We start from the raw sequence: 22,294 nt of genomic DNA, 5'->3' as shown, positions 1-22,294 counted from the left end.
CTGGCCCACGACATTGACCAAGGCAGGAACGCTAGGCACGTGGCGGTGAAGGCATCCCGATGAACTACACTGAATTCTTCAAATTGAAGGAGTACCCCTTCAATCTGACGCCCGATCTGCGCTTCTACTTTCGAAGCCAGTCGCAGCGGCGGGCGTTGTCCTATCTCAGCTTCGGCCTGAGCAAGGGCGAAGGCTTCGTCGTCATCACCGGCGAAATCGGCGCGGGCAAGACGGTCTTCATCGATTACTTCCTGAACAACCTGCCCAAGAACAACGCCGTCACCGCGACCATCGCGAGCACGCAGTTCGAGGCGGAGAGCTTCCTGCGCATGGTCGCCTCGGCTTTCGGCCTCAGCCAGGAACACGCCGACAAGGCGACGGTGTTCCGCAACATCGAGGCCTTCCTGCTGGATGCCCACCGGCGGAACGTCCGCGCCATTCTTGTCGTCGACGAAGCGCAGGGCCTGCCGGTTTCTGCGCTCGAAGAGCTGCGCATGCTCTCCAACATTTATCATAAGGGCCGACCCCTCCTGCAGGTCTTCCTGATCGGGCAGCCCGAATTCCGCCGCAAGCTGGCGGGGCAAGGCCTGGAACAGCTGCGCCAGCGCATCGTCGCCATTCATCACCTCACCCCGCTCAATGAAGCGGAGACGCGCGAGTACATCTTCTCGCGGCTGAAGACGGCGGGCTGGGACAAGGATCCGACCTTTGCGGATGACTGCTTCCGCGTCATCCATCGCGAGGCCCGCGGCGTGCCCCGCCTCGTCAACAACCTCTGCGACCGTCTGCTTTGGCATGCCTTCATCGAAGAGAAGCATGACATCTCGCGCGAAGACGTCGAGATGGTCGTCGACGACATGCGTCTCGACGCCGCCGGACTCTCCCTCGATGGAGAGCCGCCGGCGGAAGTGCAACTCGATGTGGAGTCCGAGGGCGACCAAGCGGGCGAGCTCCAGGAAGATGTCTCTGCGGACCGCGACCGGGTCATTGATTTTCGCAGCGGCTCTCACGACAAGGAGGGCTGACGGCCAGTGACCCTTTTGGTCACCGACTGGACGCAGAAGCGTGAACAATGACCGGAACAAGTCAGCAGATACCGCGAAGGCCAGAGCGAGGGGCGAAGCCATGACGCGCCACGGTACTGATGCCATCACCGGGGCGATGACCGTCGACGTGGAGGACTATTTCCAGGTCGCTGCCTTCGCCGACAAGGTTCAGCGCCACGAGTGGGACAGCTATCCCTGCCGCGTCGAGCGCAATGTGGACCGTATTCTCGGCATCTTTGCCGACAACGATGTCAAGGCCACCTTCTTCACGCTGGGCTGGATCGCGGAGCGCTATCCCGGCGTCGTGCGGCGGATCGTCGACGGCGGCCACGAACTCGCCAGCCACGGCTACGACCACGTAAAGATCCACACCCAGTCGCCAGCCGACTTCCGTCTGGACATCCGCAAGACGAAGGCAATCCTCGAGGACATCGGCGGCCAGCCAATTCGCGGCTACCGTGCCGCAAGCTTCTCCATCGACAGCCGCTGCCTGTGGGCTTTCGACGTCCTTGCCGAGGAAGGCTACGCCTACAGCTCCAGCGTCTATCCGATCAAGCACGACCACTACGGCATGCCGGAAGCCTCGCGCTTCACGTTCCGCCCCAGTGATCGGCACGACCTTGTCGAAGTGCCGATCACCACGCTGAACCTGTTCAATCGCAACCTGCCCAGCGGCGGCGGCGGATACTTCCGGCTGCTGCCATACGGGGTGTCGCGGTGGGCGCTGCGCCGCATTTCGCAGCAGGAGCGCCGGCCAGCCATCTTCTATTTCCATCCCTGGGAAGTCGACCCGGACCAGCCGCGTTTCGAGGACGCCTCCTTTCGCTCCCGCTTCCGGCACTACATCAACCTGAGCCTCATGGAAAAGCGCCTTCGGTCCCTGGTGAAAGACTTCCGCTGGGACCGGATGGACCGCGTGTTCCTGTCCAACGAACTCGATCAAGAATGCCGCGAGATACCTGCGATAGTATCCAAGTCGATAGCCTCCTAGACGGGGCCGACGCAGATTGGGATCGTTTTGTCGAGGGACGGCCGGAAGGAACTTTCTTCCACCTCTCCGGCTGGAAAGCCGTCATTGAAGAAAGCTTCGGACATCGCTGCCACTATCTGAGAGCGCGCCAGGGCGGCGAGATCGTCGGCGTTCTGCCGCTCACCCACGTGCGCGGCAGGATTTTCGGCAACAGCCTTTTCTCGAACGGATTTTGCGTCTACGGCGGCCCGCTTGCGGCAACCCCGGCGGCCCTCGCGGCTCTGGATCAGGCTGCGATCGCCCTGGCCCGCGAACTCGGCGTCGAGCGTATCGAATATCGCCTGCGCGCGCCGCTGCATCCGGATTGGCCCTGCAACAGCGAAACCTACGTCACGTTCCGCAAGACCATCGAGGCCGATCCGGAAAAGGCGATGCTGGCGATCCCGCGCAAACAGCGCGCCATGGTGCGCAAGGGAATCAAGGAAGGTTTGGCGAGCGATGTCGACGCCGGTGTCGATCGCCTCTATCCGCTCTATGCCGAGAGCCTGCGGAACCTCGGAACGCCGGTGGTCGGCCGGCGCTATTTCGAGTGTCTGAAGTCGATCTTCGCCAACGCGAGCGAGGTGGTCACCATCGTGAAGGACGGCCAGCCGCTGTCCAGCGTCATCTCCTTCTTCTTTCGCGACGAGGTGCTGCCCTACTACGGCGGCGGCAGCGCTGCGGCGCGCAGCTATGCGGCTAACGATTTCATGTACTGGGAGGTGATGCGCCGGGCCTGTGAGCAGGGCCTGCACCTCTTCGACTTCGGCCGCAGCAAGGTGGGCACCGGTTCCTTCGCCTTCAAGAAGCACTGGGGCTTTGAGCCTGAGCCTCTGCACTACGAGCACTTCCTGCTCCGCCTCGACGAGGTGCCGGAGATCAACCCCTTGAATCCCAAGTACGCCCTTATGGTCGCGACCTGGAAACGGCTGCCGCTGGTGGTCGCCAACACCCTTGGCCCCCTCATTGCCCGGGAACTCGCCTGAATGCGTCCCGCGCCCTCGATGGAAATGGTTAACGGCGACGCCCGGACGGCGGGCGCCAGGCATTGCCGTTCGCCCCAAAATGCTGGAGGATGTGGACCGCAACGGCCGGTTTCCGCCCCGGCCGGCGGTGGCCGCTGCGGCCGCCTCACCGTCGCCAACCCCGTCGTTTTCCGTGCCGTGGCCGGCCCGGGGATCGCTTGATCGGATACCGTATACCATGTGTGGTCTGGTAGGAATTTTCGACACGACAGGCAGGCGGCCGGTCGACCGCGACCTGCTCTCGGCGATGAACGACAGCCTCGCCCACCGGGGCCCGGACGGCGACGACCTGCACCTCGAAGAAGGCATCGGTCTTGGCCACCGGCGGCTTTCCATCATCGATCTGGCCGGCGGCAGCCAGCCGATGTTCAACGAGGATGGGACCGTTGCCGTTATCTACAACGGCGAAATCTACAATTTCCAGGAACTGGCGCAGGAACTGCGCGAACGCGGCCACCGCTTTCACAGCGTCTGCGACACCGAAGTGATCGTTCACGCCTGGGAAGAATGGGGCGCGGACTGCGTCCAGCGTTTCCGCGGCATGTTCGCCTTCGCGCTGTGGGACGGCAACAGCGAGACGCTGTTCCTGGCCCGTGACCGGCTGGGGATCAAGCCGCTCTACTACGCGGCCCTGCCGGATGGACGCCTGATATTCGGCTCCGAGATGAAAGCGCTGTTGTGCGACCCGGTCCTGGAGCGCGAGTTCGATATCCAGGGGATCGAAGAGTACTTCGCCTTCGGCTATGTCCCCGACCCTCGGACGATTTATCGCAGCGTCCACAAGCTGCCGCCGGCCCATACCTTGGTGTGGCAGCGCGGCAAGCCGCAGCCGGCCCCGCAGCGCTATTGGGAGATCTGCTTCCAGGCCGACAACCGTATGAAGGAAGCGGACGCCTGCGTCGAGCTGCGCGAAAGGATGAGCGAGGCGGTAAAGATCCGTCTGATGGCGGATGTTCCGCTCGGCGCCTTCCTCTCCGGCGGCGTGGATTCCAGCAGCGTGGTCAGCATGATGGCGGAGCACTCCTCCGGCCCCGTGAACACCTGCTCCATCGGCTTCGACGTGCCCGACTTCGACGAAGCGATCTATGCCGAGCAGGTGGCCAAGCATCTGAATACCGACCACCGCAGCCGCCAGGTGGCCGCCGACTCCTTCGATCTAATCGAGGATATGTCGAAGTTCTACGACGAACCTTTTGCCGACAGTTCGGCCATGCCGACCTACCAGGTCTGCCGGCTCGCCCGGGAAAGCGTGACGGTCGCGCTCTCCGGCGACGGCGGCGACGAGGCTTTCGCCGGATACCGGCGCTACCGCTGGCATCATTACGAGGAAATGGTGCGCGGCACCTTGCCGGGCCCGCTGCGCCAGCCGGTGTTCTCCCTGCTGGGCCGGATCTATCCCAAGATGGACTGGGCTCCCCGCTCCTTCCGCGCCAAGACGACCTTTCAGGCTCTGGCGCGCGAAAGCGTGGAGGGCTACTTCCACAGCGTATCGATCCTCAGCGACGCCTTGCGCCAGCGCCTCTACTCCCCGCGCATGCAGCGGGAACTGCAGGGCTACCACGCGCGCAGCGTCCTGGAGGATACCCTGAAGGATGCGCCGGTCGAGCATCACCTCGACCGGGTGCAGTATGCCGACATGAAGACCTATCTGCCCGGCGACATCCTGACCAAGGTTGACCGCGCGAGCATGGCGACGTCCCTTGAGGTGCGAGTGCCCCTGCTCGATCACAAGCTGCTGGAATGGGCCGCCACCCTGCCGCCGGCATTCCGGCTGCGGGCGCGCGAAGGCAAGTATCTTCTGAAGAAAGCGATGGAAGAGCGTCTCCCCCACGACATCCTCTACCGCGAAAAGATGGGATTCAGCATCCCCTTGGCCACCTGGTTCCGGGGTCCGCTGCGCGAGGTCGTCCGTCGTCGGCTGCTGAACGGTGCGCTGGACCAGGTCGGTCTCTTCGACATGGGCTTCATCGAACGGCTGCTCGACGAGCACGCCACCGGCATCAGCGACCACAGCGTGCCGATCTGGGCCCTTCTCATGTTTGAGTCCTTCCTCAGCAACGTCCATCTCGCAGCGGTCGCATCTCGCGTTCCCGCGCGCGCGACAGGCACCTGAAAGCCAGAGGCGGACAGCGACCCAGCTTACTTGACAAAAAACCGTCGTCGGCGCACGGCCCTGCGATCCGCAGTACCGCGACGCCGGCGGAACGTGACGATGAACTGCTAGTGCCCTCGGAGAGGCGAGTATGAAGAACAACGAGAGAATTGCTGTTATCGGTTTGGGCTATGTGGGACTCCCTCTGGCGGTCGCCCTGGCGAATCATTTCGAGGACGTCGTCGGCTTCGACGTGAACAAGAAGCGCGTCGACAGCCTGGCCGGCGGTGACGATTGGACGGGCGAAATCGAGTCCGAGGTGCTGAAGGCTTCCCGCCTGAAGGTTTCTTCGGATCCCGAATGCCTGCGCAATCGCACCTTCTTTGCCGTCACCGTCCCCACGCCGGTGGACAAGAATCACCAGCCGGACCTCGGCGCCGTCCGGAGTGCCTGCCGCACCATCGCCGGCTATCTCGAGAAGGGTGCCATCGTCGCGCTGGAATCGACCGTGTATCCCGGCGTGACCGAGGACGTTTGCGGCCCGCTGATGAGCGAGGTCTCCGGGCTTGTCCTGGGCAAGGATTTCAAGCTGGCCTACTCGCCGGAGCGGATCAACCCCGGCGACCGGGAGCACGTGCTGGAGCGCATCGTCAAGGTGGTCTCGGCACAGGATGCCGAGTCTCTCGACCGCGTGGCTGACATCTACGGTTCCGTAACCTCGGCAGGCGTCCACCGCGCCTCGTCCATCAAGGTCGCCGAGGCCGCCAAGGTGATCGAGAACACGCAGCGCGACCTCAACATCGCACTGATGAACGAGTTGGCCATCATCTTCGAGCGTATGGCCATCCCGACGCGCGACGTGCTGGCTGCCGCCGGCACCAAGTGGAACTTCCTGCATTTTTCGCCGGGCCTAGTCGGCGGCCACTGCATCGGCGTCGACCCCTACTACCTCACCGCCAAGGCTCAAGAGGTCGGCTACAACCCCGAAGTCATCCTCTCCGGCCGGCGCATCAACGACGGCATGGGCGCTTTCGTCGCCGGCCGTGTCGTCAAGATGCTCGGGCAGAGCGGGGCCCTCAACGGTTCGGTCAAAGTCGGCATCCTGGGACTGGCATTCAAAGAGAATGTCCGCGACCTGCGCAACAGCCGGGTACCGGATATCATCGATGAACTGCGCCAGTATGGCATCGAGCCAATGGTCTACGATCCCATGGTCGATCCCGAAGAAGCCGAAGAGGAATTCGGCATCAAGCTGGTTTCCGCAGAGGCCATCGCCGGCCTCAACGCGATGATCCTCTGCGTCCCGCACCGCCAGATCATGGAGGGGATGAACCCCAGCCCGGCGAAGCGGCTGGTGAAGGGGGGCGTGCTGGTCGATGTGAAGTCGGCGCTCGACCCCAGCAAGCTGCCGGACTCGATCACCTACTGGAGCCTGTAGCACGGCTTGACGCAGCCCGGCCGGGCTGAAGGAGGCGGCCTTGCTCTACACTCTCGTAAAGACCCTGGTCCTGCCGCCGGCCTGCTTTTTCGTCCTGTTCTTCATCGGCCTGCTGGCCAAGCGCCGCTGGCCCAAGCTCGGACGCGCGCTTCTGTGGGGTTTGCTCGTCGTGGTCTACCTGGCCACGACGCCCTTCGTGGCGGGCGAACTGATGGCGCCGCTCCAGCCCTTCCCGCCGGTCGACCTTCAGGCCGCCGATCAGCGGGCCGATGCAATCGTCGTGGTGGGCGCCGGCATCTATTTTGCCGCACCGGAGTATGCCGCGCCGGAAGGCGGGGCTGCAGGGGCCGGCGCGTCCAATCTGGATGTCGCCGGCGCGCTCACCCTGCAGCGTCTCCAGTACGCCGCTTACCTCGCCAGGGCGACCGGCAAGCCGGTACTGGTCAGCGGCGGCCCGGCGGATCCCTCGAGCCTGGCGAGCCAGGGCAGCCTGGCCGACGTCATGGCAAACACCATGAATCGCGATTTCGGGGTTCCGGTGCGCTGGATTGAAGACCGCTCCGACAACACCCGGACCAATGCCCTGCTCTCCGCGGAGAAGCTTCGGGCAGAGGGGATCGAGCGCATCTACCTGGTCACCCATGCCTGGCACATGCCGCGCGCGCTCTTTGCCTTTGAGGAGGCCGGGCTGGAGGTGATCCCGGCCCCGACCCGTTTCGAGTCCCGCTCGACGATCGAGCCGCAGGACTTCGTGCCGTCAGCCAAGGCGCTGCTGGCAACGTTCTACGCCGTGCATGAATGGCTGGGCCTGGCCTGGTACCGGCTTCGGGGATAGCAGATCCGTCGCCGATATGCCCGTACCGGCGAGGTGCGTCGGGAAGTCCTGGCCTCAGGCCCCCTTCTGGTCGACGCTCTCCGCGCGGTCGGCGCCGTAGCCGTAGCCGTAACCGTACGAGCCGTAGTAGGAGCCGAACTCCATGTTGCCCAGGCGGGCCGTGGTGCGATTCAGCACCAGTCCCAGCCCCGGCCGGTCGCCGATCAGTTCCAATGCACTCATCACCGACTCACGCTTGGTGCGTCCTGCCTGGACCACGAACATGACCTGCCCCATGTGGGAGGCAAGCGCGACCGATTCCGTGGTGACCAGCACCGGCGGCGAGTCGAAGATCAGGATGCGGTCTTCGTAGCGGTGCGCCAATTCGGTAATGACCTCGTCCATGCGCGCGCTGGCCAGCAGCTCGGTGCAACGCTCGTGGAGCTGGCCGGACGGGATGAGCGACAGCTTGTCGATGTTGGTCCGCAGCATGACGTCGGAGATGTCCATCCGCGGGTCCTGCAGCACGTCGATCAGCCCCTTTGATGCCGACACGCCCAACTGGCGCAAGGCGTCAGGCTTGATGAAGTCGGCATCGACCAGCAGCACCCGAAGATCCTCCTCGGCGGCGATCGACATGGCGAGATTGATCGCCGTCGTCGTCTTTCCCTCGGAAGGCAGGGCACTCGTCACGACGATGGTGTTGCCGGGAGCATCCCCCTCGTCCCAGCGGCGGCTGAGCAGCATGCGCTTGATCAGCCGGAATTCCTCGACGGTGCGGTTGCGCTTGGTCTGCGGCGTGATGATGCCGCGCGATATGAGGTTGGGAATGTCGATCGTGACCTGCTTGGACCGCCGATCCGGATCGGCACTTTGCGCCGGAGCCTCGGCTTCGGCGGCGGCCTCGGTCGCCGCCGGAGTGCCGGCCAGAGGCGCAAGCGCGATCGCATCATCGGCCTCCTGCGCGGCAGGGGCGGCGTCTGGCCGCGGCGCGGGCGCCACCTCCAGGGCGTGTTCCAGCACGCTCTCGCCGGCTGCAGGCGGCGGCGCCGGCTGCAGGACCGGGCGCGGCGTCTGCTGAGCGGCGTTGCGGCTACTGATCACGATACGCTCGGCGGCACGCTCCACCAGCGAGGTTCGCGTCGGGCGCTGGGAACCCCCAGAAGTATCCGATTTATCGTCCATATCTTCTGTTCGCCAGTTCTAGGGTTCGACCAGACCGCGCAGCCAGGTCAGCAAATTCGTCGCGCTCTCAATCAGCACCTGAGAGCCCCGCTCGAAGATGTTTCCGCCCATGTCAGCTGCCACAAAGGTATCCAGACCGTATTGCCGCTCGATGACCAGCAGCAGGCCGAAGACCATAACGAGGCCCGCCACGGCACCGCCAAGAGCGGCGGTGTCGACGAAACGTCGCGCCGTTCTTTTCCGGGTGTCTGTTACGGAGCCGAGCACCGGAATGCCGGCGAAGTTGCGCAGCTCCACCGCCGTCGAGAAACTGGTGTCGAGGATCACCAACAGCAGGGCGAAGCCCGCGCCGGCCGCCGCGGCCAGGATCAGGACCGCGGTGAGGAAAAGCGGCCGGTTGGGGCCGGTCGGCTTGCTCGGAACGATCGGCGGCTCGATCAGGCGGTACTGCACTTCCTGGCCCACCGCATCGCGGTTCCTGGACATGCGGGCGGATTCACGCCGCGACAGCAATTCGTCGTGGCGCGCCTTGATGATGTCGTAGTCGCGGTTCAGCCGCTGGAACTCGGCTTCGATCCGCGGCACTTCCTCGGCTTTCGAAGCCAGCGCCTCGGCTTCCGCGCGCGCCGTGGCCGCGCGGCGCCGCAGATTCTCGATCTGCGTCTCGATCTGGATCAGCTGCAGCTTGATCTGGCCGTAGACCGGGTTCGGCGAGCCCAGGTCCGAAGCCGCAGTCTGGGCGATCGGCGGGGCCGTACCGTCGGCCTGGGCCTCCTGGCTCTTGCGCTGCTTTTCGAGCAGGCCGTCGAGCTGGCGCTGCAAGGTGACCACGTCGGGATGCTTGTCGGTGTACTGCGACAGCAGCTGGCGCAGCTGGGCCTCCAGCTCGACGATCCGATACTGCGTATCATCCGGCGGCCCGGTATTGGTCAGTGCCGCCGGCAGGTATTCGGGGATATCCTGCAACTCGGAACGCAGCAGGTCGCGCTGGGCGATCGCGACACTGAGGTCTTCTTCCAGCGACTGCATCATCTCATTGGCCGACGTGGCGCGGGACAGGTAGCTGCCCTCCCCCAGCACGACGTCGATGTTCTTCTGCTTGAAGTCGGCGAGGCGGTCTTCGGCCTGTTCCAGCCGGGTCTCGTAGTCGGAGATCTGCTGGTCGATGAACTCCTCAGCGGTATCCAGGTCCTGCCGGCTCTGGCCGAGATTGCTCTCCACGAAGATCGTCAGCAGCGCCTGCACCACGTCCCGCGCGCGCTGCGGATTCTTGTCCGTGAAGGAAATCCAGAAAATGTCCTCGCGGTTCGAGGCGACCGTGGTCCGCGACTGCAGGCTGTTCAGCAGCCCCTCCATTTCGGCGGGCCCGCGTGCCGCGAGGTCGTAGTCGGTCTTGCGGGCAACTTCCAGCAGGTTGGGGCGGCTCAGCAGGGTCTGCTTCATCAGCTGCACCTGCGCGTCCAGATTGCTCTGAACCGCGATACCGCGCAGCAGCGGCTGCAGCACGCTGGTCGTGTCCACATAGATGCGGCTCGACGACTCATAGACGCTGGGCATCGAGGCCACCATCAGCCAACCCGGGATCGCCACGGCCCAGGCCACCGCCACAATCACCCAACGGCGCTTCCAAAGCGCATTCACATAGTGAAAGAAGAGTTGGAAGATCTCTGTCACGCTGTTCGGCTCCCGCCATTGGTGCGCGCGTTGCTCCGTCGCGCGGCCCCAAGAATCACTGAGACCATACCTTAGTCTCTACCTATAAAATATTAATATATATGGGATTTATCCCAAATTTTATGTCCGCCGCTGCACCGCCACCCTGCGGCCTCAGCGGCACCTGATAAGAGGTTCACCGTACGGTGCTCCCAATTCAAGCTCTCAATTCATAATCAAAAGCGCGCTCCGCGTCTAACGACCATCTGCGCCGCGCCGGCGCAAGACTTCTCTAAAGAGCGCGACCTGTCCACGGGTGGTTTCTTCCCAGGAGAAGGCCAGGGCATGGGCCCGGGTGGCGGCGCGCGGCAGCGGGGTCTCCAGCAGGCTGCGGATCGCCCGACCGAGCGCCGCGGCGCTGCGCTCCTCGATCCACGCCCCGGCGGCGGGGGTGTTAACCATGTCCGTCACATCCGAAACCCTGGTCGCCACCACCTGGGCCCCGCAGGCCATCGCCTCCAGCAGAACGTTGGGCCAGCCTTCACGCTCCGACGCCAGGATCAGCAGGTCCGCGGCGGAGTAGACCGCCGGCATCTCGGCATGCGGCACGACGCCAAGAAAACGCACCCGCTGCGTGACACCCAGCTCGCCCGCCAAAGCCGCCAGGCGCGCGCGCTCCGGCCCGTCTCCGACGATCCACAGATGCAGCCCCGGAATGTCCGCCACCGCGCGGATCGCCAGGTCGTGGCCCTTCAGCGGCACCAGATTGCCGACGGAGATCGCCAGGGGTCCGGGCGGGGCCTCCCCGCCCGGGGCATGGGGGGGCACCGGCTGAAAAAGCGCCGTATCGACGCCGTTGCGCAGCACCGTGATGTGGCCCGGATCGATGCCCAGATCGGCCATGCGTCCGGCCAGGGCCCGGCTGACCGAGATCACGCCCGCCGCCCGCCGCGCGGCACTTATGATAAGCCGGCGCGGGATGGCATAATCGGGAATTAGGTTAATATCGGTCCCGCGGGCGGTGATGACCACCGGCAGGCCGAAGGCCTGCCCCAGCATGACCGCGGCGACGCCGTCGGGGTAGAAGTAGTGGGCGTCGATCAGGTCGAAGCGCTGCCCCGCCCTCAGGAGGTTGCCCAGGGCCCGCCGTGCGGCTGTGTAAAGCAGCCAGGGCGCCAGGCTCATCCCGACCTTGGGGATCGTCGGATAGCGCGGATGATCGATTGCGATCCCGTGGCGCTCTTCGTGGCGCGGGGCCCGCGCAAAGACCGCATAGGTCCCGAAGCGCCCAGACGTGAAGGGAAAATACGGTATCGGGGCCAGCACCCGCGCCGAGACCTCGCCCGAAGCGACGAGATGGCGCAGCCGGTTTTCCACAAAGACGCCATGCTGCGGCTTGGCGGCGTTCGGATAGAGCGTCGTGAAGGTCAGGATGCGGAGGGGCGCATCGAAGGGGGCGGTCGCCATCGCCCTATCCTTCAGCAAAGAGCGCGGCGTAGGCGGCGATCATGCCGTCGAGGCTATAGTGGGCCGCCGCCCTTTCGCGGTTCGCAGCGCCCAGCGCCCGCCGCCGGTCCGCATCGCCCGCCAGCGCCGCCAGGGCTGCCGTCAACGCACCCTCGGCGTCCCGCGGCACCACCAGCGCGCGGTTGTCCCCGGCCACGATGCGGGCGACGTCGCCGACATCGACCGCGGCCACCGGACGCCCCGCGGCCATCGCCTGCAGCAGGCTGTTCGGCATCTGCTCGGTGTCCGACGACAAGGCGAAGATGTCGAGGGCGCGCAGAACCGCCGGCACATCCTCGACATGCCCGAGGAACCGGCTGCGGCCTGCAATCCCCAGTTCCACCGCCAGGCGTTCCAGGCTGCCGCGCTCGGCGCCGTCGCCCGCGATGACCAGGCTGCAGGACTCGCGCCCGGGCAGGGCCGCAAAGGCGCGCAGCAGCCGGGCGACGTTTTTCTCCGCCCGCAGCGGCGCGACCGTCCCGATGATGGTCGTTGCGGGATCGAGGCCCAGCGCTTCCACGCCCTCCCGTCTGCCCGGCTCGGCGCCGTAGCGCACGAGGTCGACACCGTTGGGGATCTGCTGCAGGCGCTCGGCTGGCACCGACCAGGCCTCGGCAGCGATATTCATCAGCGTGAACGACGGCACCACGACCTTGCGCACGCGGGCGAGTGCGACACGTCGGAAGATATTGCGCCGCCACAACTGGCCGTTTCCCTCCTCCACGCCGAAGCCGCTTTCGAAGTGGATGTGCGCACAGGTCTCGAGAAAGCGGTTCGCCAGGGCCGGCTCGATAGCGCCCCAGTTATAGGTCAGCATCAGCTGCGGCGTCTCCTGCCGCACCAGCGTGCGCAGCAGAGCCATGCTGCGCAGCAGGTTGTAGCGCGGCAGCGTCAAGGTGCGGAACGCGACCTCCGTATGCGGCGCCAAGCGTTTGCCGGCATCAAAGCAGCCGTCCAGAGTGACGACTGTGTGACGGAAGCCCGCCGGCAGCCCGTTGATCACGTCGCAGATGCGGATTGGCACGCCGCCGTAGCCGAAGCTGGCGAAGACGTGCAGGAGGTGGCGCTGCTTCGCCTGCGGTCCGGAGAATTTCATAGCGTCTCTGCCAGTGGGGGCGGCGCGGCCTCTCCCCTTACCGCACACCGCTGGGCCACAGGATGACACGGGCCGTCTGGATGACAATGAACAGGTCCAGCAACAGGCTGTAGTGGCGCACGTAGTAGAGATCGTATTGCAGCTTGGTGATCCCGCCCTCGATGGAGTCGCTGTAGATGTAGTGAAGCTGGGCCCAACCCGTGATGCCCGGCTTCACGCGGTGCCGTTCGCTGTAGTACCCGACGCGGCTGGTCAACTCGGCAACGAACTCGGGCCGCTCGGGCCGCGGCCCGACGAAGCTCATCTCGCCTTTCAGCACATTGATGATCTGCGGCAGTTCGTCGATGCGGAACTTGCGGATGATGCGTCCCACGGCGGTGATGCGCGGATCGTTGCGCGCGGCCCAGACCGCATTGCCGTCGGCCTCGGCGTTTACCGTCATGCTGCGGAACTTGATGATCTTGAAAACCACGCCGTTCAGGCCGACGCGCTCTTGCCGGTAGAACACCGGCCCCGGGCTCTCGACCCGGATCGCCAGGGCCGTGGCCCCGATGATCGGCAGCGTGAGGATCACCAGGATCAGGCTCAGCACCACATCAAGGCCCCGCTTCACCGCCTGTTGGATCGAACCGCCGGTGAAGCCTTCCGCAAAGATAAACCAGCTGGGCCGCAGGCCGCTGAGATCGCAGCGCCCGGTCTCGCGTTCCATAAAGGTCATGAAGTCGTAGATCGGAATGCCGGACAGCTTGCAGTCCATCAGTTGCTGGATCGGCATCATGCCGCGGCGTTCCTGTACCGCCACCACGATTTCGCTCACTTCCTCATCGGTACAGAGCTTCAGCAGTGACTTCGGGGTGGGGACGATGCGCGAGCGGGTCACGTGGACGGCGTTGCCTTCCACGTCAAGAAAGGCCACGCACTTCAGGCCGTAGCTCTCGCTCGATCCTTCCAGCGCTTCGATCTGAGCGGCATTGTCCCCGGTTCCGAGCACCAGGATGCGCCGCGCGATGACGTCATTGTCGACCAGGCGCAGAAAGAGGTAGCGCAGGGTGAAGACGCCCAGCAGCGACAGCGGCAGGCCGTAGAACTGAGTGCGGCGCCACAGGGCGAGCGTCGGCCAGATGTAGTCGATGACGGACAGCACCAGGAAAGCCAGGCAGAAGCCGAGAATGGTGCGCATGAAGACGTCGTAGAAGCGCGTCGAATTCCGGCCGTGGTACAGCCCCATGGCAAACAGGGAACCGACGCCGCCCAGAGAGAAGATCAGGCCGTCCCAAAAGTACGTCTCGAACAGCCTGGCGACGTTCTGAGGCGGGCCCAATTGCAGAATCAGGGCCACGTAGAACGCGGCGAGAAAAACCAGCGCTTCACCGATCAGCAAGAAAGCAAACGGCCGCGCAAAGTAGTTCTGAGGTAACTTGAGAAACATCCGCCCTGCCCAGATGCGGCCCCAATACAGCCTTAAGATGAACCTCGGACTCAAGAACCACAAGTACTTGAGTCTACACTATTATCATAATCCGCCCAGCGGACCTTCCCGGCAGGAGACTACCTCAGCCGGGCCGGCAAAGCAGCCGATCAAAGGGGCGGACGGATGTCTCCACCGGCCCCCGCTGCGTGCCCAAAAGACGAGCGGTGGCTGAACGCGTGGCCAAGCCAATCAACCCCCGATCAACGCGCCGCCGCCGTGGCGAGTTCCCACTGCAGTGCCGTCTTCAGGATAAAATCGAGGTCGTCATGTTGCGGGACCCAGCCAAGCACCTCGCGCAGACGGGACGCATCGGCGACCAGGGCCGCCACATCGCCGGCCCGCCTGGCCGCCTGGCGCGCCGGCAGCGGCTTGCCGGTCAAGCGCTCCAGCCCCTCCAGCACCTCGCGAACCGAATAGCCCCTGCCGTAGCCGCAGTTCAGCGTCAGGCTGTCGCCGCCCTTGCCCAGGTGCTCCAAGGCACTGACATGGGCCCGCGCCAGGTCGCTGACATGGATGAAATCCCGGACGCAGGTGCCGTCCGCGGTATCGTAGTCGTCGCCGTAGATCTCGATGGCGCCGCGCTTGCCGCAGGCCGCCTCGCAGGCGACCTTGATGAGGTGCGTGGCGTCGGGGGTGGCCTGGCCGGTGCGCCCCTGCGGATCGGCCCCCGCCACATTGAAATAGCGCAGAATAACGTGGCGTAGGCCGTGGGCGACCGATGCGTCGCGCAGCATCCACTCCGACATCAGCTTCGAGGTGCCGTAGGGATTTGCCGGGCGCGTCGGAGCGTCTTCGCCGACCGTCGTCGCCTCGGGCTGGCCGTATACGGCCGCCGTCGACGAGAACACGATCTGCGCCACCCCATGGTCCACACAGGCCTGCAGCAGGGAACGCGTCTTGCAAGTGTTGTTGAGGTAGTAGGAAAGCGGCGCGGCGACCGATTCCGGGACCACCACATCGGCGGCGAAATGGATCACCGCCGCGATGTCGTGTCGCGAGATGATCTCGGCCAGCAGCTTCGGGTCACCGACATCCCCCTGAAAAAAGGGCACGTCTTCGGGCACCAGCCGGCGCTGCCCTTTCGAGAGGTTGTCGAGAACCACGACCGGGTAACCGGCATCCCGGCAGGCCAATACGGTATGGCTGCCGATATAGCCGGCGCCCCCGGTGATGAGAACTTGTCTGTCTGTCATAGTCCAACGAAACCGATGATTTAGGGCCCGAGCACCTGCCCGACACTCTATAGACGAGCCGTAAGCAAAAACAGAATGCAAACGCACGGCGGTGCCGCTTTGCCGGCTCGGCAGTCGCCTCCAGCAATCAGGTAGAAATTGAGAAGATCTTCCTCAACCAACCCGCTGGCGGGCTCCGCCTGGGCCTGTGCGAGCCCCCCCACTCACAACTGTCAGTTGCTTGCCACGCCGCTCCGCCCCTCGACCGGGGTTAAGAATGATGGGCGGTTAAATGGTAAACGGGCGAGGGGCAGGATCCTCTTCCAGGGCGACCCCGCCGCGCACGCTATCAATCCGGGGTAGACAGCTGCGTCGCCAGGTTCTAGCGTCTCTTATTGCCGCTCCCACCGCGTCCCAGGCCCCCGGCACCCCATCGATTATTCAATGAAATCCGACTGTAAGAAAAAATTTTTGTAAGCGTTGCAAAGAAGTCTCGCCCGCTCCGGTGGAGCGCTAACCGCTTCTCGGGCGGAGATTCATCACCGATCGGAAGGTCTTTTTACTGAGGGTTTGTAAGGCTCCGGATGGTTAATCACCCGCTTTCGGGAGCCGCCGCAGAGGTTGATAAGCGTAGCCCAGACCACGCCTCAAAGAGGTATTCGATCAAAAGGCTTAACCAAGAATAGCCAAGACCAGATGATTGACAAATACAACGCATAAAAATAACATTCTTCCCGGGAGCAGGTGAATTACGCAATTAATCAAAATGTGTAGGCGCCTGTAGACGCGGGTTACAAGGCAGAGACTAATCTCCACCGCTGCATGTAGTAGGGAAGTATTGCTTCCCTGGCGACGGTGCGCGCTCCCTCCGATGCACAACTTTGTCAAGAAGACAAAGAGGGGGATGTTACGATGTCATTGAATGAAATTTATAGAACAGCCGCATTTCGTCCGATTTCTGTGCAGCGCATTCGCTCGGTTCTGGCGCTTTCGACTTTGGTCGTCGGCTCTATTTCCGGTTACTGGTTCCTGATCGAGTACGTCCTGCCCTGAGCGCGGACAACTTCTTAACGGCCGTTCGTGCAGCCGGCGTCGCGATGACGCGCCGGCTGCTGCCGTTTTTAGCCTCCGGTTGATTACAGCGGCCCTTCCTATCTATAGGTTGCCGTCCCACTGTGATCCCCGTGTGTCTCCGTCGCAAATCAATCACAGGCCGCGGCCCGACAGCGCCCTCGCGGCCAGCCCCTACGCCTCGGTGACTGGCGTCGAGCTGCAGCGGGAATGTCCGGCCGAGGCTTCGGCGTCCCAATCGAGGGCGGGCGGAGCCGCTGCCCGGCTCGCTGCCACAGCGGTCTGCGCTTGTCGTCGTGATCACTCCAATTTATGGTTGCTTCAGAGGTGCGTAGCACGATTTGTCATGGGGGAGGCTAAGGCATGACCGGCAGGGGGACGAAGTCGATCGCTTCATTGTTTGGTGCGGTCCTGATCGCGGCAGGCTTGGCGGCCTGCTCCACCAAACCGGAGGTCCCGGAAGCGCAGTTTGAAGCGCCTGAGGCTCCTCCCCTCTACCAGATCGGTGCAGGCGACTCTCTGACCATTTTCGTCTGGCGCAATGCGGAACTGACCACCACGGTTAATGTCCGGCCCGACGGCCGCATTTCCGTGCCGCTCATCGAAGATCTCTATGTCGAGGGCAAGACCCCCAGCGACCTCTCCCGCGAGATCGAAACGGAACTCGCCGTCTACATCCAGGACCCGCTGGTCACGGTGATCGTCGGCGGCTTCGTCGGCACGTTCCCGCAGCAGGTTCGCATTGTCGGCGAGGCCTCGGAGCCCCAGGCCATTCCCTATCGCGCCAACATGACCGTGCTCGACGTCATCATCCAAACGGGCGGTTTGACCGATTTCGCCGACGGCAACAACACCACACTGGTGCGCACGCAGGACGGCGCGATCCAGGAGTATCGGGTCCGCCTCGACGACCTCCTGGAAGACGGGGACATTTCCGCCAATGTGGCTCTGCTGCCCGGCGACATCCTTATCGTCCCGGAAACCTTCTTTTGAGCATGTCGCCGGACGCGACGTTTCACCGGCGCCGACTCAGCAAGCACGGCCCTTCCCGCAGCGCCGGACGGTCTGCGCCTGAGGTTTGCGGACCTGGCGCGGCGGGATCGCCGGCACAGGCTCCGGACAGCCTGACGGGCCGCCGCGCCGCTTAGCAGACACGTCGTCCTACGCAGGCCGGAACCCGCTTCCGGCGATCGGAAAGAGAACATGGCCGCCTCGTCCCTCATCCAGCCGGTGATCCTCGCTGGCGGCAGCGGCGTTCGGCTGTGGCCTCTTTCCAGACCCTGGCGTCCCAAGCCCTTCGTGCGCCTTGTGGGCGACCGGACCCTGCTGCAGGAAACCGTCGACCGCTTCGCGGCACCGCAGGTTTTCGCGCCGCCCCTGTTGATCTGCAACCGCTCCCACCGCTTCCTTGTCGCCGAGCAACTGCAACAGATGGAGGTGAAGCCCCTGGCGATCGTGCTGGAGCCGGCTCTGCGCAATACCGCCGCGGCCGCCACCACGGCCGCGCTGTTTCTGGCCGGCGACAATCCCGACGCCCTTCTGCTGCTGGCCCCGTCGGACCACACCGTTCGGGACCGGCAGGGTCTTGCCGAGGCGATCGCCCTAGCTGCCCCGGCGGCCCTCCAGGGCCGCATCGTCACCTTCGGCGCCAGTCCGCAGCATGCAGAGACCGGATACGGCTACATCAGGCAGGGCGAGCCCCTGGCCGGCTGCCCCGGGTGCCACGCCATCGACCGCTTCGTCGAGAAGCCCGATCTCGCAACGGCCCAAAGCTACCTGGCAAGCGGCGGGTATGTCTGGAACAGCGGCATGTTTCTGCTCACGGCGCGCCGCCTGGTCGAAGAAATGGAGCGTCACGAGCCGGCCATTGTGAGCGCCTGCCGTGACGCGCTGGCCGGCGCCAAGGCCGACGAAGACTTCCTGCGGCTCGATGAGGACGCTTTCAAGGCCCAGCCGAGCATCCCCTTCGACAAGGCGGTGATGGAGCGCACGTCGGATGGCGCCGTCGTTCCGATCGACATCGGCTGGTCCGACGTCGGCTCCTGGGAGGCGCTCCACCAGGTCGCGGCGAAGGACGCAAGCGGCAACCTGGTGGAGGGAGCGGTCGTGGCGGTCGACAGCCGGAACAGCTATCTGCGCAGCGACACCCTGCCGGTGGCAGCACTCGGTCTGGACGGCATCGCCGTGGTCGTGTCGGACGACGCCATCCTGGTCTGCCCGTTGGATCGCTCCCAGGATCTCAGATCCCTGGTCGACGTCCTGGCGGGAGATCCGCGCTATGCTTGCCTTGTCGCTGAGCGTTCCGCCGGCGGCGACAATTGACGCGGAGGGACGCGAGGGCCGGTGACGCAACAGCAGGACATCGCGGGCCAGAATCAGCCGGAGGCCGCGGCCGAGGGGGCTCCAGGCGTTCCTGCGGCAAGCGCTGAGCGGCGTTTCCTCTCCACCCTGCGGGACGCGATCAAGCGGCTGCTCTACCGCGCCTACGAGCGCCGGCTGGTCGGTCAGATTCTCCAGGCGGCGCGGCCTCGCCACGTCGGCATCATTCTCGACGGCAATCGCCGCTTCGGCCGGCGGCGGCGCATCGCCGACCCCTGCACGCTCTATGCTCTGGGTGCGGAGAAGCTCGATGAGGTGCTGGACTGCTGTATCGCCCTGGGCATCCCGGCGGTCACGCTCTGGGTCTGCTCGACGAAGAACCTGGAGCGCGCGCCCGAAGAGGTCAACGGCATCCTCGCGGCGATCCAGAACAAGCTGTCAGCTCTCTCGACAGGCCCTTTCGTGCGCCAGCACGGCGTTCGCGTCCGCGCGGCCGGCCGGCTCGACCTGCTGCCGCCGCAGACCCGCGCCGCCATCGAAGCGGCGCAGGAGGCGACCAAAGACCACGACGCGGTGGTGCTGACCATCGCCGCGGCCTACGACGGCCGGGCCGAACTGGTCGATGCCCTGCGCTCCCTGCTGCGTGCCAGGATTCTCATTGCGGAGGATCCCGCCGCCGCGATCGAGGACATCTCGGCCGAAACCATCGCCGAGCATCTCTACCTGCCCGACCTCCCGGATCCCGACCTCATCATCCGCACCAGCGGCGAACTGCGCCTGTCCGGCTTCCTGCTGTGGCAGAGCGCCTACAGCGAATTCTATTTCACCGAAATCGACTGGCCCGACTTCCGCAAGATCGACTTCCTGCGCGCGATCCGCGCCTATCAGCAGCGCCAGCGCCGCTTCGGGCTTTAGCCGCGCGCTTACGAGCCCAGCTCTTCCAGCAGGGCCGCGGCTTCCGCACGGGCGGCGAAGGGCCGCCCGCTCTGCAGGGTCTTCTCCAGCAGCGCCCGCGCCGCCGCCGTGTCGCCCGTCCTGTGCAGCGCCGCCGCGTAGTGGTAGGCGATGTCATCGGCAGCCGGCGCGGCTTCATGTGCCTGCTTCAGCAACTCGAGAGCACGCTGGACCTGGTCGGCGTCCAGCAAGATCCAGCCCAGCGTGTCCATGATCGCCGGCTGGCCGGGGGCGAGTTCCAGCGCCCTTTCACCATGGGCAGCGGCCCGGGCGTCGCCGGCTTGCTGGTAGAGCCAGGCGAGGTTGTTCCACACCACGGGATTGTCGGCCGCCACCGCCTTCAGGCCCTCGTAGGACGCGGTCGCCGCGCCCAGCTCTCCGGCGGCAAGCTGTGCCTCCGCCAGCAACAAGCGGGACCCTGCGGAACCATTGGTCACCTCCGACAGGCGCCGGTAGCTCCGCACGGCCTCGGGGAACGCGCCGAGCCTTGACTGGACCCGGCCCAGCGCCACCAGGGCCTGCGGATTGCGCGGCTGCCGGATGGTGAAATCCTGCAACAGCCGCACCGCCCCGGCCAGGTCGCCCTGCTGCGTGAGATGCTCGCCGAGAGCCAGGGAGGCTTTCACGTTGTCGGGATTGGCCTTCACGGCGCTCTCCAGCCATTGCCGGGTGGCGGCGGTGTCACCGCGATGATTGGCCAGCGCCGCCATCCCCAACAGCGCGGCCGCATTGCCCGCCTCCCGCGATAGAATCTCCTGGTATTCCGCCTCTGCCCCGGCTGCGTCGCCCGACTGCGCCTTCAGGGCCGCCAGGTTGGCACGGGCCTCGTTGAAGCCGGGCTCGATCGCAAGGCCCCTCTCGAAGGCCGTCCGCGCCTTGTCCAACGCGCCCATGGCCGCGTAGGCACCGCCCTCCAGGTTCGCGGCGATGGCGCTCTGCGGAAAACGGCGGCTGAGATCCTGCGCCACCGTCAGGGCGGCCGCGAAGTCTCCGGCCTGAAGATGGGAGAATGCAAGCGCATAGCCGATCGCGCTGGCATCGGCGCCCAGATCGAAGGTGGCGTTCAGTGTCGCCAGCGCTTCGTCGCGCTCCCCCGTCGCCAATTGGGTCACCGCCAGCTGGCTCAGCACGCGCGGATCCTGCGGCGCCAGTTCGGCGGCCCTGCCCAGCATCGCAGAGGCTTCTGCCATGCGGCCGCTGCCGAGATAGGCATTGCCAAGCAGCAGCAGCACCTGGGGGTCGTCCGGCGCCTGCTCAGCGGCCGGCTCCAGCACCGCGAGGGCCTCGTCGATAGCCTTCAGGCGCAGCAGGGTTGCGGCGAGCAGCTTGCGAGCCTGCAGGTTCTGCGGGACGGCCCGCAGGTGGCGCGCCAGCCAGGAGCGGGCCGTCTCCAGTTCCTCCGCCTGGTAATAGACGGCGCCGAAGAGAAACTGCGCCGGGGGAAATCCCTCGAGAGCGGGAGCCGCGGCCTCCAGAGCCTTGCGCGCGGCCGCGTAGTCCTGACCCCTCACCTGGATCAAAGCCTGCAGGTAGGCGGCCAGCGGCAGTTGCGGCGCGATGTCCAGCACGCCTGAGACCTCGCGCTGCGCCTCGGCGTCCCGATTGAGGGCGAGAAGCGCGCCGGCCAGACCGAGCCGCGCGCGGATCGCGATGCCGGGCGACACACCGGGCTTTGCCAGGATCGCCTCGAAGGGCGCCACGGCACCTTCCGGATCGCCGCCTACCCGGCGCGCCTCGGCCTGCAGCAGCAGGGCCTCCGACATGCCCGCGTCGAGGGCCAGGGCTGCGGTCGCTTCAGCTTCCGCTACCGCCAGATCGCCCTGAGCCAGCGCGATCCGTCCTCTGCCGTACGGTATCCGGGCATCCCCAGGCGCCTTGGCGGCCGCGGTATCATAACTGTCTCGCGCGGCCTCCCATCGTCCGAGGCCGGACTCCGCTTCGGCGCGCAGCAGCAGGACTTCCAGGTCGAGCGCCGGATCGTCGCTCTCCGCCGGCAGTTCCTCCAGCAGCTGCTCGAAGCGGCCTTGCAGCGCCAGCGCGCGCCCCAGCGGCACGATCAGCCGCGCCCGCTCGATGCCCAGGCGCTCGGCAGCGCGCAGCTCCTTTTCGGCAGCCGCGCCATTGCCCCCCCGCGCGTAGACATCGCCGAGCAGCAGGCGCGCCTCCGCGTTCTCGGGATCGCGCTGCAGGGCGTTCTTCAGCTCGATCACCGCGGCACGCAGTTCGCCCCGGGCGGCATATTCCGCCGCGGCCGCGTAGTGGGCGCGGGACGCCTCGGGCTCAACCTTTGCGGCGGCGGGCTGTCCCGCGAGCAGCCAGCAGGCCCCCACCGCCAGCAGCAGGGCGCGGATCAGACTGCGCCCGCTCGGCGGTTCTGGATGTATCGGGCGCCTGGCGCATGCGCCCAGCGTCGACCTGTTGCATCTGCCCATCGCTACCTCCG

At 65.5% G+C, this 22,294-nt stretch carries 16 protein-coding genes; 9 read left to right on the top strand and 7 right to left on the bottom strand.

The annotated features are described in order from the left end of the window. Window positions 1-59: 59 nt before the first annotated feature. The 6 genes from WDC82_RS18345 (at window position 60) to WDC82_RS18320 (ending at window position 7,445) form a co-directional block, all read left to right on the top strand. Entirely contained in the window at window positions 60-1,025 is a 966-nt protein-coding gene (locus WDC82_RS18345) for an XrtA/PEP-CTERM system-associated ATPase (RefSeq protein WP_340118831.1), read from the top strand. A 100-nt stretch (window positions 1,026-1,125) separates the two neighbouring features. Beyond that, window positions 1,126-2,037 (top strand): XrtA system polysaccharide deacetylase, encoded by a 912-nt coding sequence (locus WDC82_RS18340; protein WP_340118830.1) that lies wholly within the window; start codon window positions 1,126-1,128, stop codon window positions 2,035-2,037. After that, entirely contained in the window at window positions 1,992-3,041 is a 1,050-nt protein-coding gene (locus tag WDC82_RS18335; RefSeq protein ID WP_340118829.1) for a FemAB family XrtA/PEP-CTERM system-associated protein, read from the top strand. The genes WDC82_RS18340 and WDC82_RS18335 overlap by 46 nt, the downstream gene beginning before the upstream one ends. 217 nt (window positions 3,042-3,258) lie before the next feature. Next, the gene (locus tag WDC82_RS18330) at window positions 3,259-5,193 is read left to right on the top strand and encodes an XrtA/PEP-CTERM system amidotransferase (RefSeq protein WP_340118828.1); all 1,935 of its coding nucleotides are present in this window, start codon (window positions 3,259-3,261) and stop codon (window positions 5,191-5,193) included. A 130-nt stretch (window positions 5,194-5,323) separates the two neighbouring features. Next, on the top strand, window positions 5,324-6,610 hold the full coding sequence (locus tag WDC82_RS18325) for a nucleotide sugar dehydrogenase (protein ID WP_340118827.1): 1,287 nt from the start codon (window positions 5,324-5,326) through the stop codon (window positions 6,608-6,610). A 40-nt stretch (window positions 6,611-6,650) separates the two neighbouring features. Then, window positions 6,651-7,445 (top strand): YdcF family protein, encoded by a 795-nt coding sequence (locus tag WDC82_RS18320; RefSeq protein WP_340118826.1) that lies wholly within the window; start codon window positions 6,651-6,653, stop codon window positions 7,443-7,445. Between the two features lie 54 nt (window positions 7,446-7,499). On the opposite strand, the gene WDC82_RS18315 is transcribed toward WDC82_RS18320, so the two are convergent. The 6 genes from WDC82_RS18315 to galE form a co-directional block, all read right to left on the bottom strand. Further along, the gene (locus WDC82_RS18315; RefSeq protein ID WP_340118825.1) at window positions 7,500-8,609 is read right to left on the bottom strand and encodes an XrtA-associated tyrosine autokinase; all 1,110 of its coding nucleotides are present in this window, start codon (window positions 8,607-8,609) and stop codon (window positions 7,500-7,502) included. Between the two features lie 18 nt (window positions 8,610-8,627). Further along, window positions 8,628-10,283, bottom strand: a complete 1,656-nt coding sequence (locus tag WDC82_RS18310; RefSeq protein WP_340118824.1) for an XrtA system polysaccharide chain length determinant — start codon at window positions 10,281-10,283, stop codon at window positions 8,628-8,630. Window positions 10,284-10,517: 234 nt separating this feature from the next. Then, a complete protein-coding gene (locus WDC82_RS18305; RefSeq protein ID WP_340118823.1) occupies window positions 10,518-11,729 on the bottom strand; it encodes a glycosyltransferase family 4 protein in 1,212 nt (403 codons plus the stop codon). A 4-nt stretch (window positions 11,730-11,733) separates the two neighbouring features. Continuing rightward, a complete protein-coding gene (locus tag WDC82_RS18300; RefSeq protein WP_340118822.1) occupies window positions 11,734-12,864 on the bottom strand; it encodes a glycosyltransferase in 1,131 nt (376 codons plus the stop codon). A 37-nt stretch (window positions 12,865-12,901) separates the two neighbouring features. Beyond that, a complete protein-coding gene (locus WDC82_RS18295; RefSeq protein WP_340118821.1) occupies window positions 12,902-14,245 on the bottom strand; it encodes a TIGR03013 family XrtA/PEP-CTERM system glycosyltransferase in 1,344 nt (447 codons plus the stop codon). A 290-nt stretch (window positions 14,246-14,535) separates the two neighbouring features. Beyond that, entirely contained in the window at window positions 14,536-15,528 is a 993-nt protein-coding gene (galE, locus tag WDC82_RS18290; RefSeq protein ID WP_340118820.1) for a UDP-glucose 4-epimerase GalE, read from the bottom strand. Window positions 15,529-16,941: 1,413 nt separating this feature from the next. Here galE and WDC82_RS18285 point away from each other — a divergent pair. The 3 genes from WDC82_RS18285 (at window position 16,942) to uppS (ending at window position 19,812) form a co-directional block, all read left to right on the top strand. Continuing rightward, window positions 16,942-17,571: an XrtA/PEP-CTERM system exopolysaccharide export protein gene (locus WDC82_RS18285; protein ID WP_340118819.1), complete on the top strand. Its 630-nt coding sequence runs from the start codon at window positions 16,942-16,944 to the stop codon at window positions 17,569-17,571. 210 nt (window positions 17,572-17,781) lie between these two features. After that, entirely contained in the window at window positions 17,782-18,900 is a 1,119-nt protein-coding gene (locus tag WDC82_RS18280) for a mannose-1-phosphate guanylyltransferase/mannose-6-phosphate isomerase (protein ID WP_340118818.1), read from the top strand. A 21-nt stretch (window positions 18,901-18,921) separates the two neighbouring features. Then, on the top strand, window positions 18,922-19,812 hold the full coding sequence (uppS, locus tag WDC82_RS18275; protein WP_340118817.1) for a polyprenyl diphosphate synthase: 891 nt from the start codon (window positions 18,922-18,924) through the stop codon (window positions 19,810-19,812). Window positions 19,813-19,820: 8 nt separating this feature from the next. On the opposite strand, the gene prsT is transcribed toward uppS, so the two are convergent. Further along, complete coding sequence (gene prsT, locus WDC82_RS18270) at window positions 19,821-22,283, bottom strand: XrtA/PEP-CTERM system TPR-repeat protein PrsT (protein WP_340118816.1); 2,463 nt, start codon at window positions 22,281-22,283, stop codon at window positions 19,821-19,823. Window positions 22,284-22,294 lie beyond the last annotated feature (11 nt).

Origin of the sequence: Pelagibius sp. 7325 (assembly GCF_037652055.1) — a bacterium.
GTDB lineage: Bacteria > Pseudomonadota > Alphaproteobacteria > Kiloniellales > Kiloniellaceae > Pelagibius.
Note: the sequence above shows the minus strand (reverse complement) of the source record. Positions and strands in the feature narration are given on the sequence as shown.

Bases quoted from the DNA above. Each gene is read 5' to 3' on its own strand.
- WDC82_RS18345 (WP_340118831.1), top strand. From the start codon at position 60: ATGAACTACACTGAATTCTTCAAATTGAAGGAGTACCCCTTCAATCTG.
- WDC82_RS18340 (WP_340118830.1), top strand. From the start codon at position 1,126: ATGACGCGCCACGGTACTGATGCCATCACCGGGGCGATGACCGTCGAC.
- WDC82_RS18335 (WP_340118829.1), top strand. From the start codon at position 1,992: ATGCCGCGAGATACCTGCGATAGTATCCAAGTCGATAGCCTCCTAGAC.
- WDC82_RS18330 (WP_340118828.1), top strand. From the start codon at position 3,259: ATGTGTGGTCTGGTAGGAATTTTCGACACGACAGGCAGGCGGCCGGTC.
- WDC82_RS18325 (WP_340118827.1), top strand. From the start codon at position 5,324: ATGAAGAACAACGAGAGAATTGCTGTTATCGGTTTGGGCTATGTGGGA.
- WDC82_RS18315 (WP_340118825.1), bottom strand. From the start codon at position 8,609: ATGGACGATAAATCGGATACTTCTGGGGGTTCCCAGCGCCCGACGCGA.
- WDC82_RS18305 (WP_340118823.1), bottom strand. From the start codon at position 11,729: ATGGCGACCGCCCCCTTCGATGCGCCCCTCCGCATCCTGACCTTCACG.
- WDC82_RS18300 (WP_340118822.1), bottom strand. From the start codon at position 12,864: ATGAAATTCTCCGGACCGCAGGCGAAGCAGCGCCACCTCCTGCACGTC.
- galE (WP_340118820.1), bottom strand. From the start codon at position 15,528: ATGACAGACAGACAAGTTCTCATCACCGGGGGCGCCGGCTATATCGGC.
- WDC82_RS18285 (WP_340118819.1), top strand. From the start codon at position 16,942: ATGACCGGCAGGGGGACGAAGTCGATCGCTTCATTGTTTGGTGCGGTC.
- WDC82_RS18280 (WP_340118818.1), top strand. From the start codon at position 17,782: ATGGCCGCCTCGTCCCTCATCCAGCCGGTGATCCTCGCTGGCGGCAGC.
- prsT (WP_340118816.1), bottom strand. From the start codon at position 22,283: ATGGGCAGATGCAACAGGTCGACGCTGGGCGCATGCGCCAGGCGCCCG.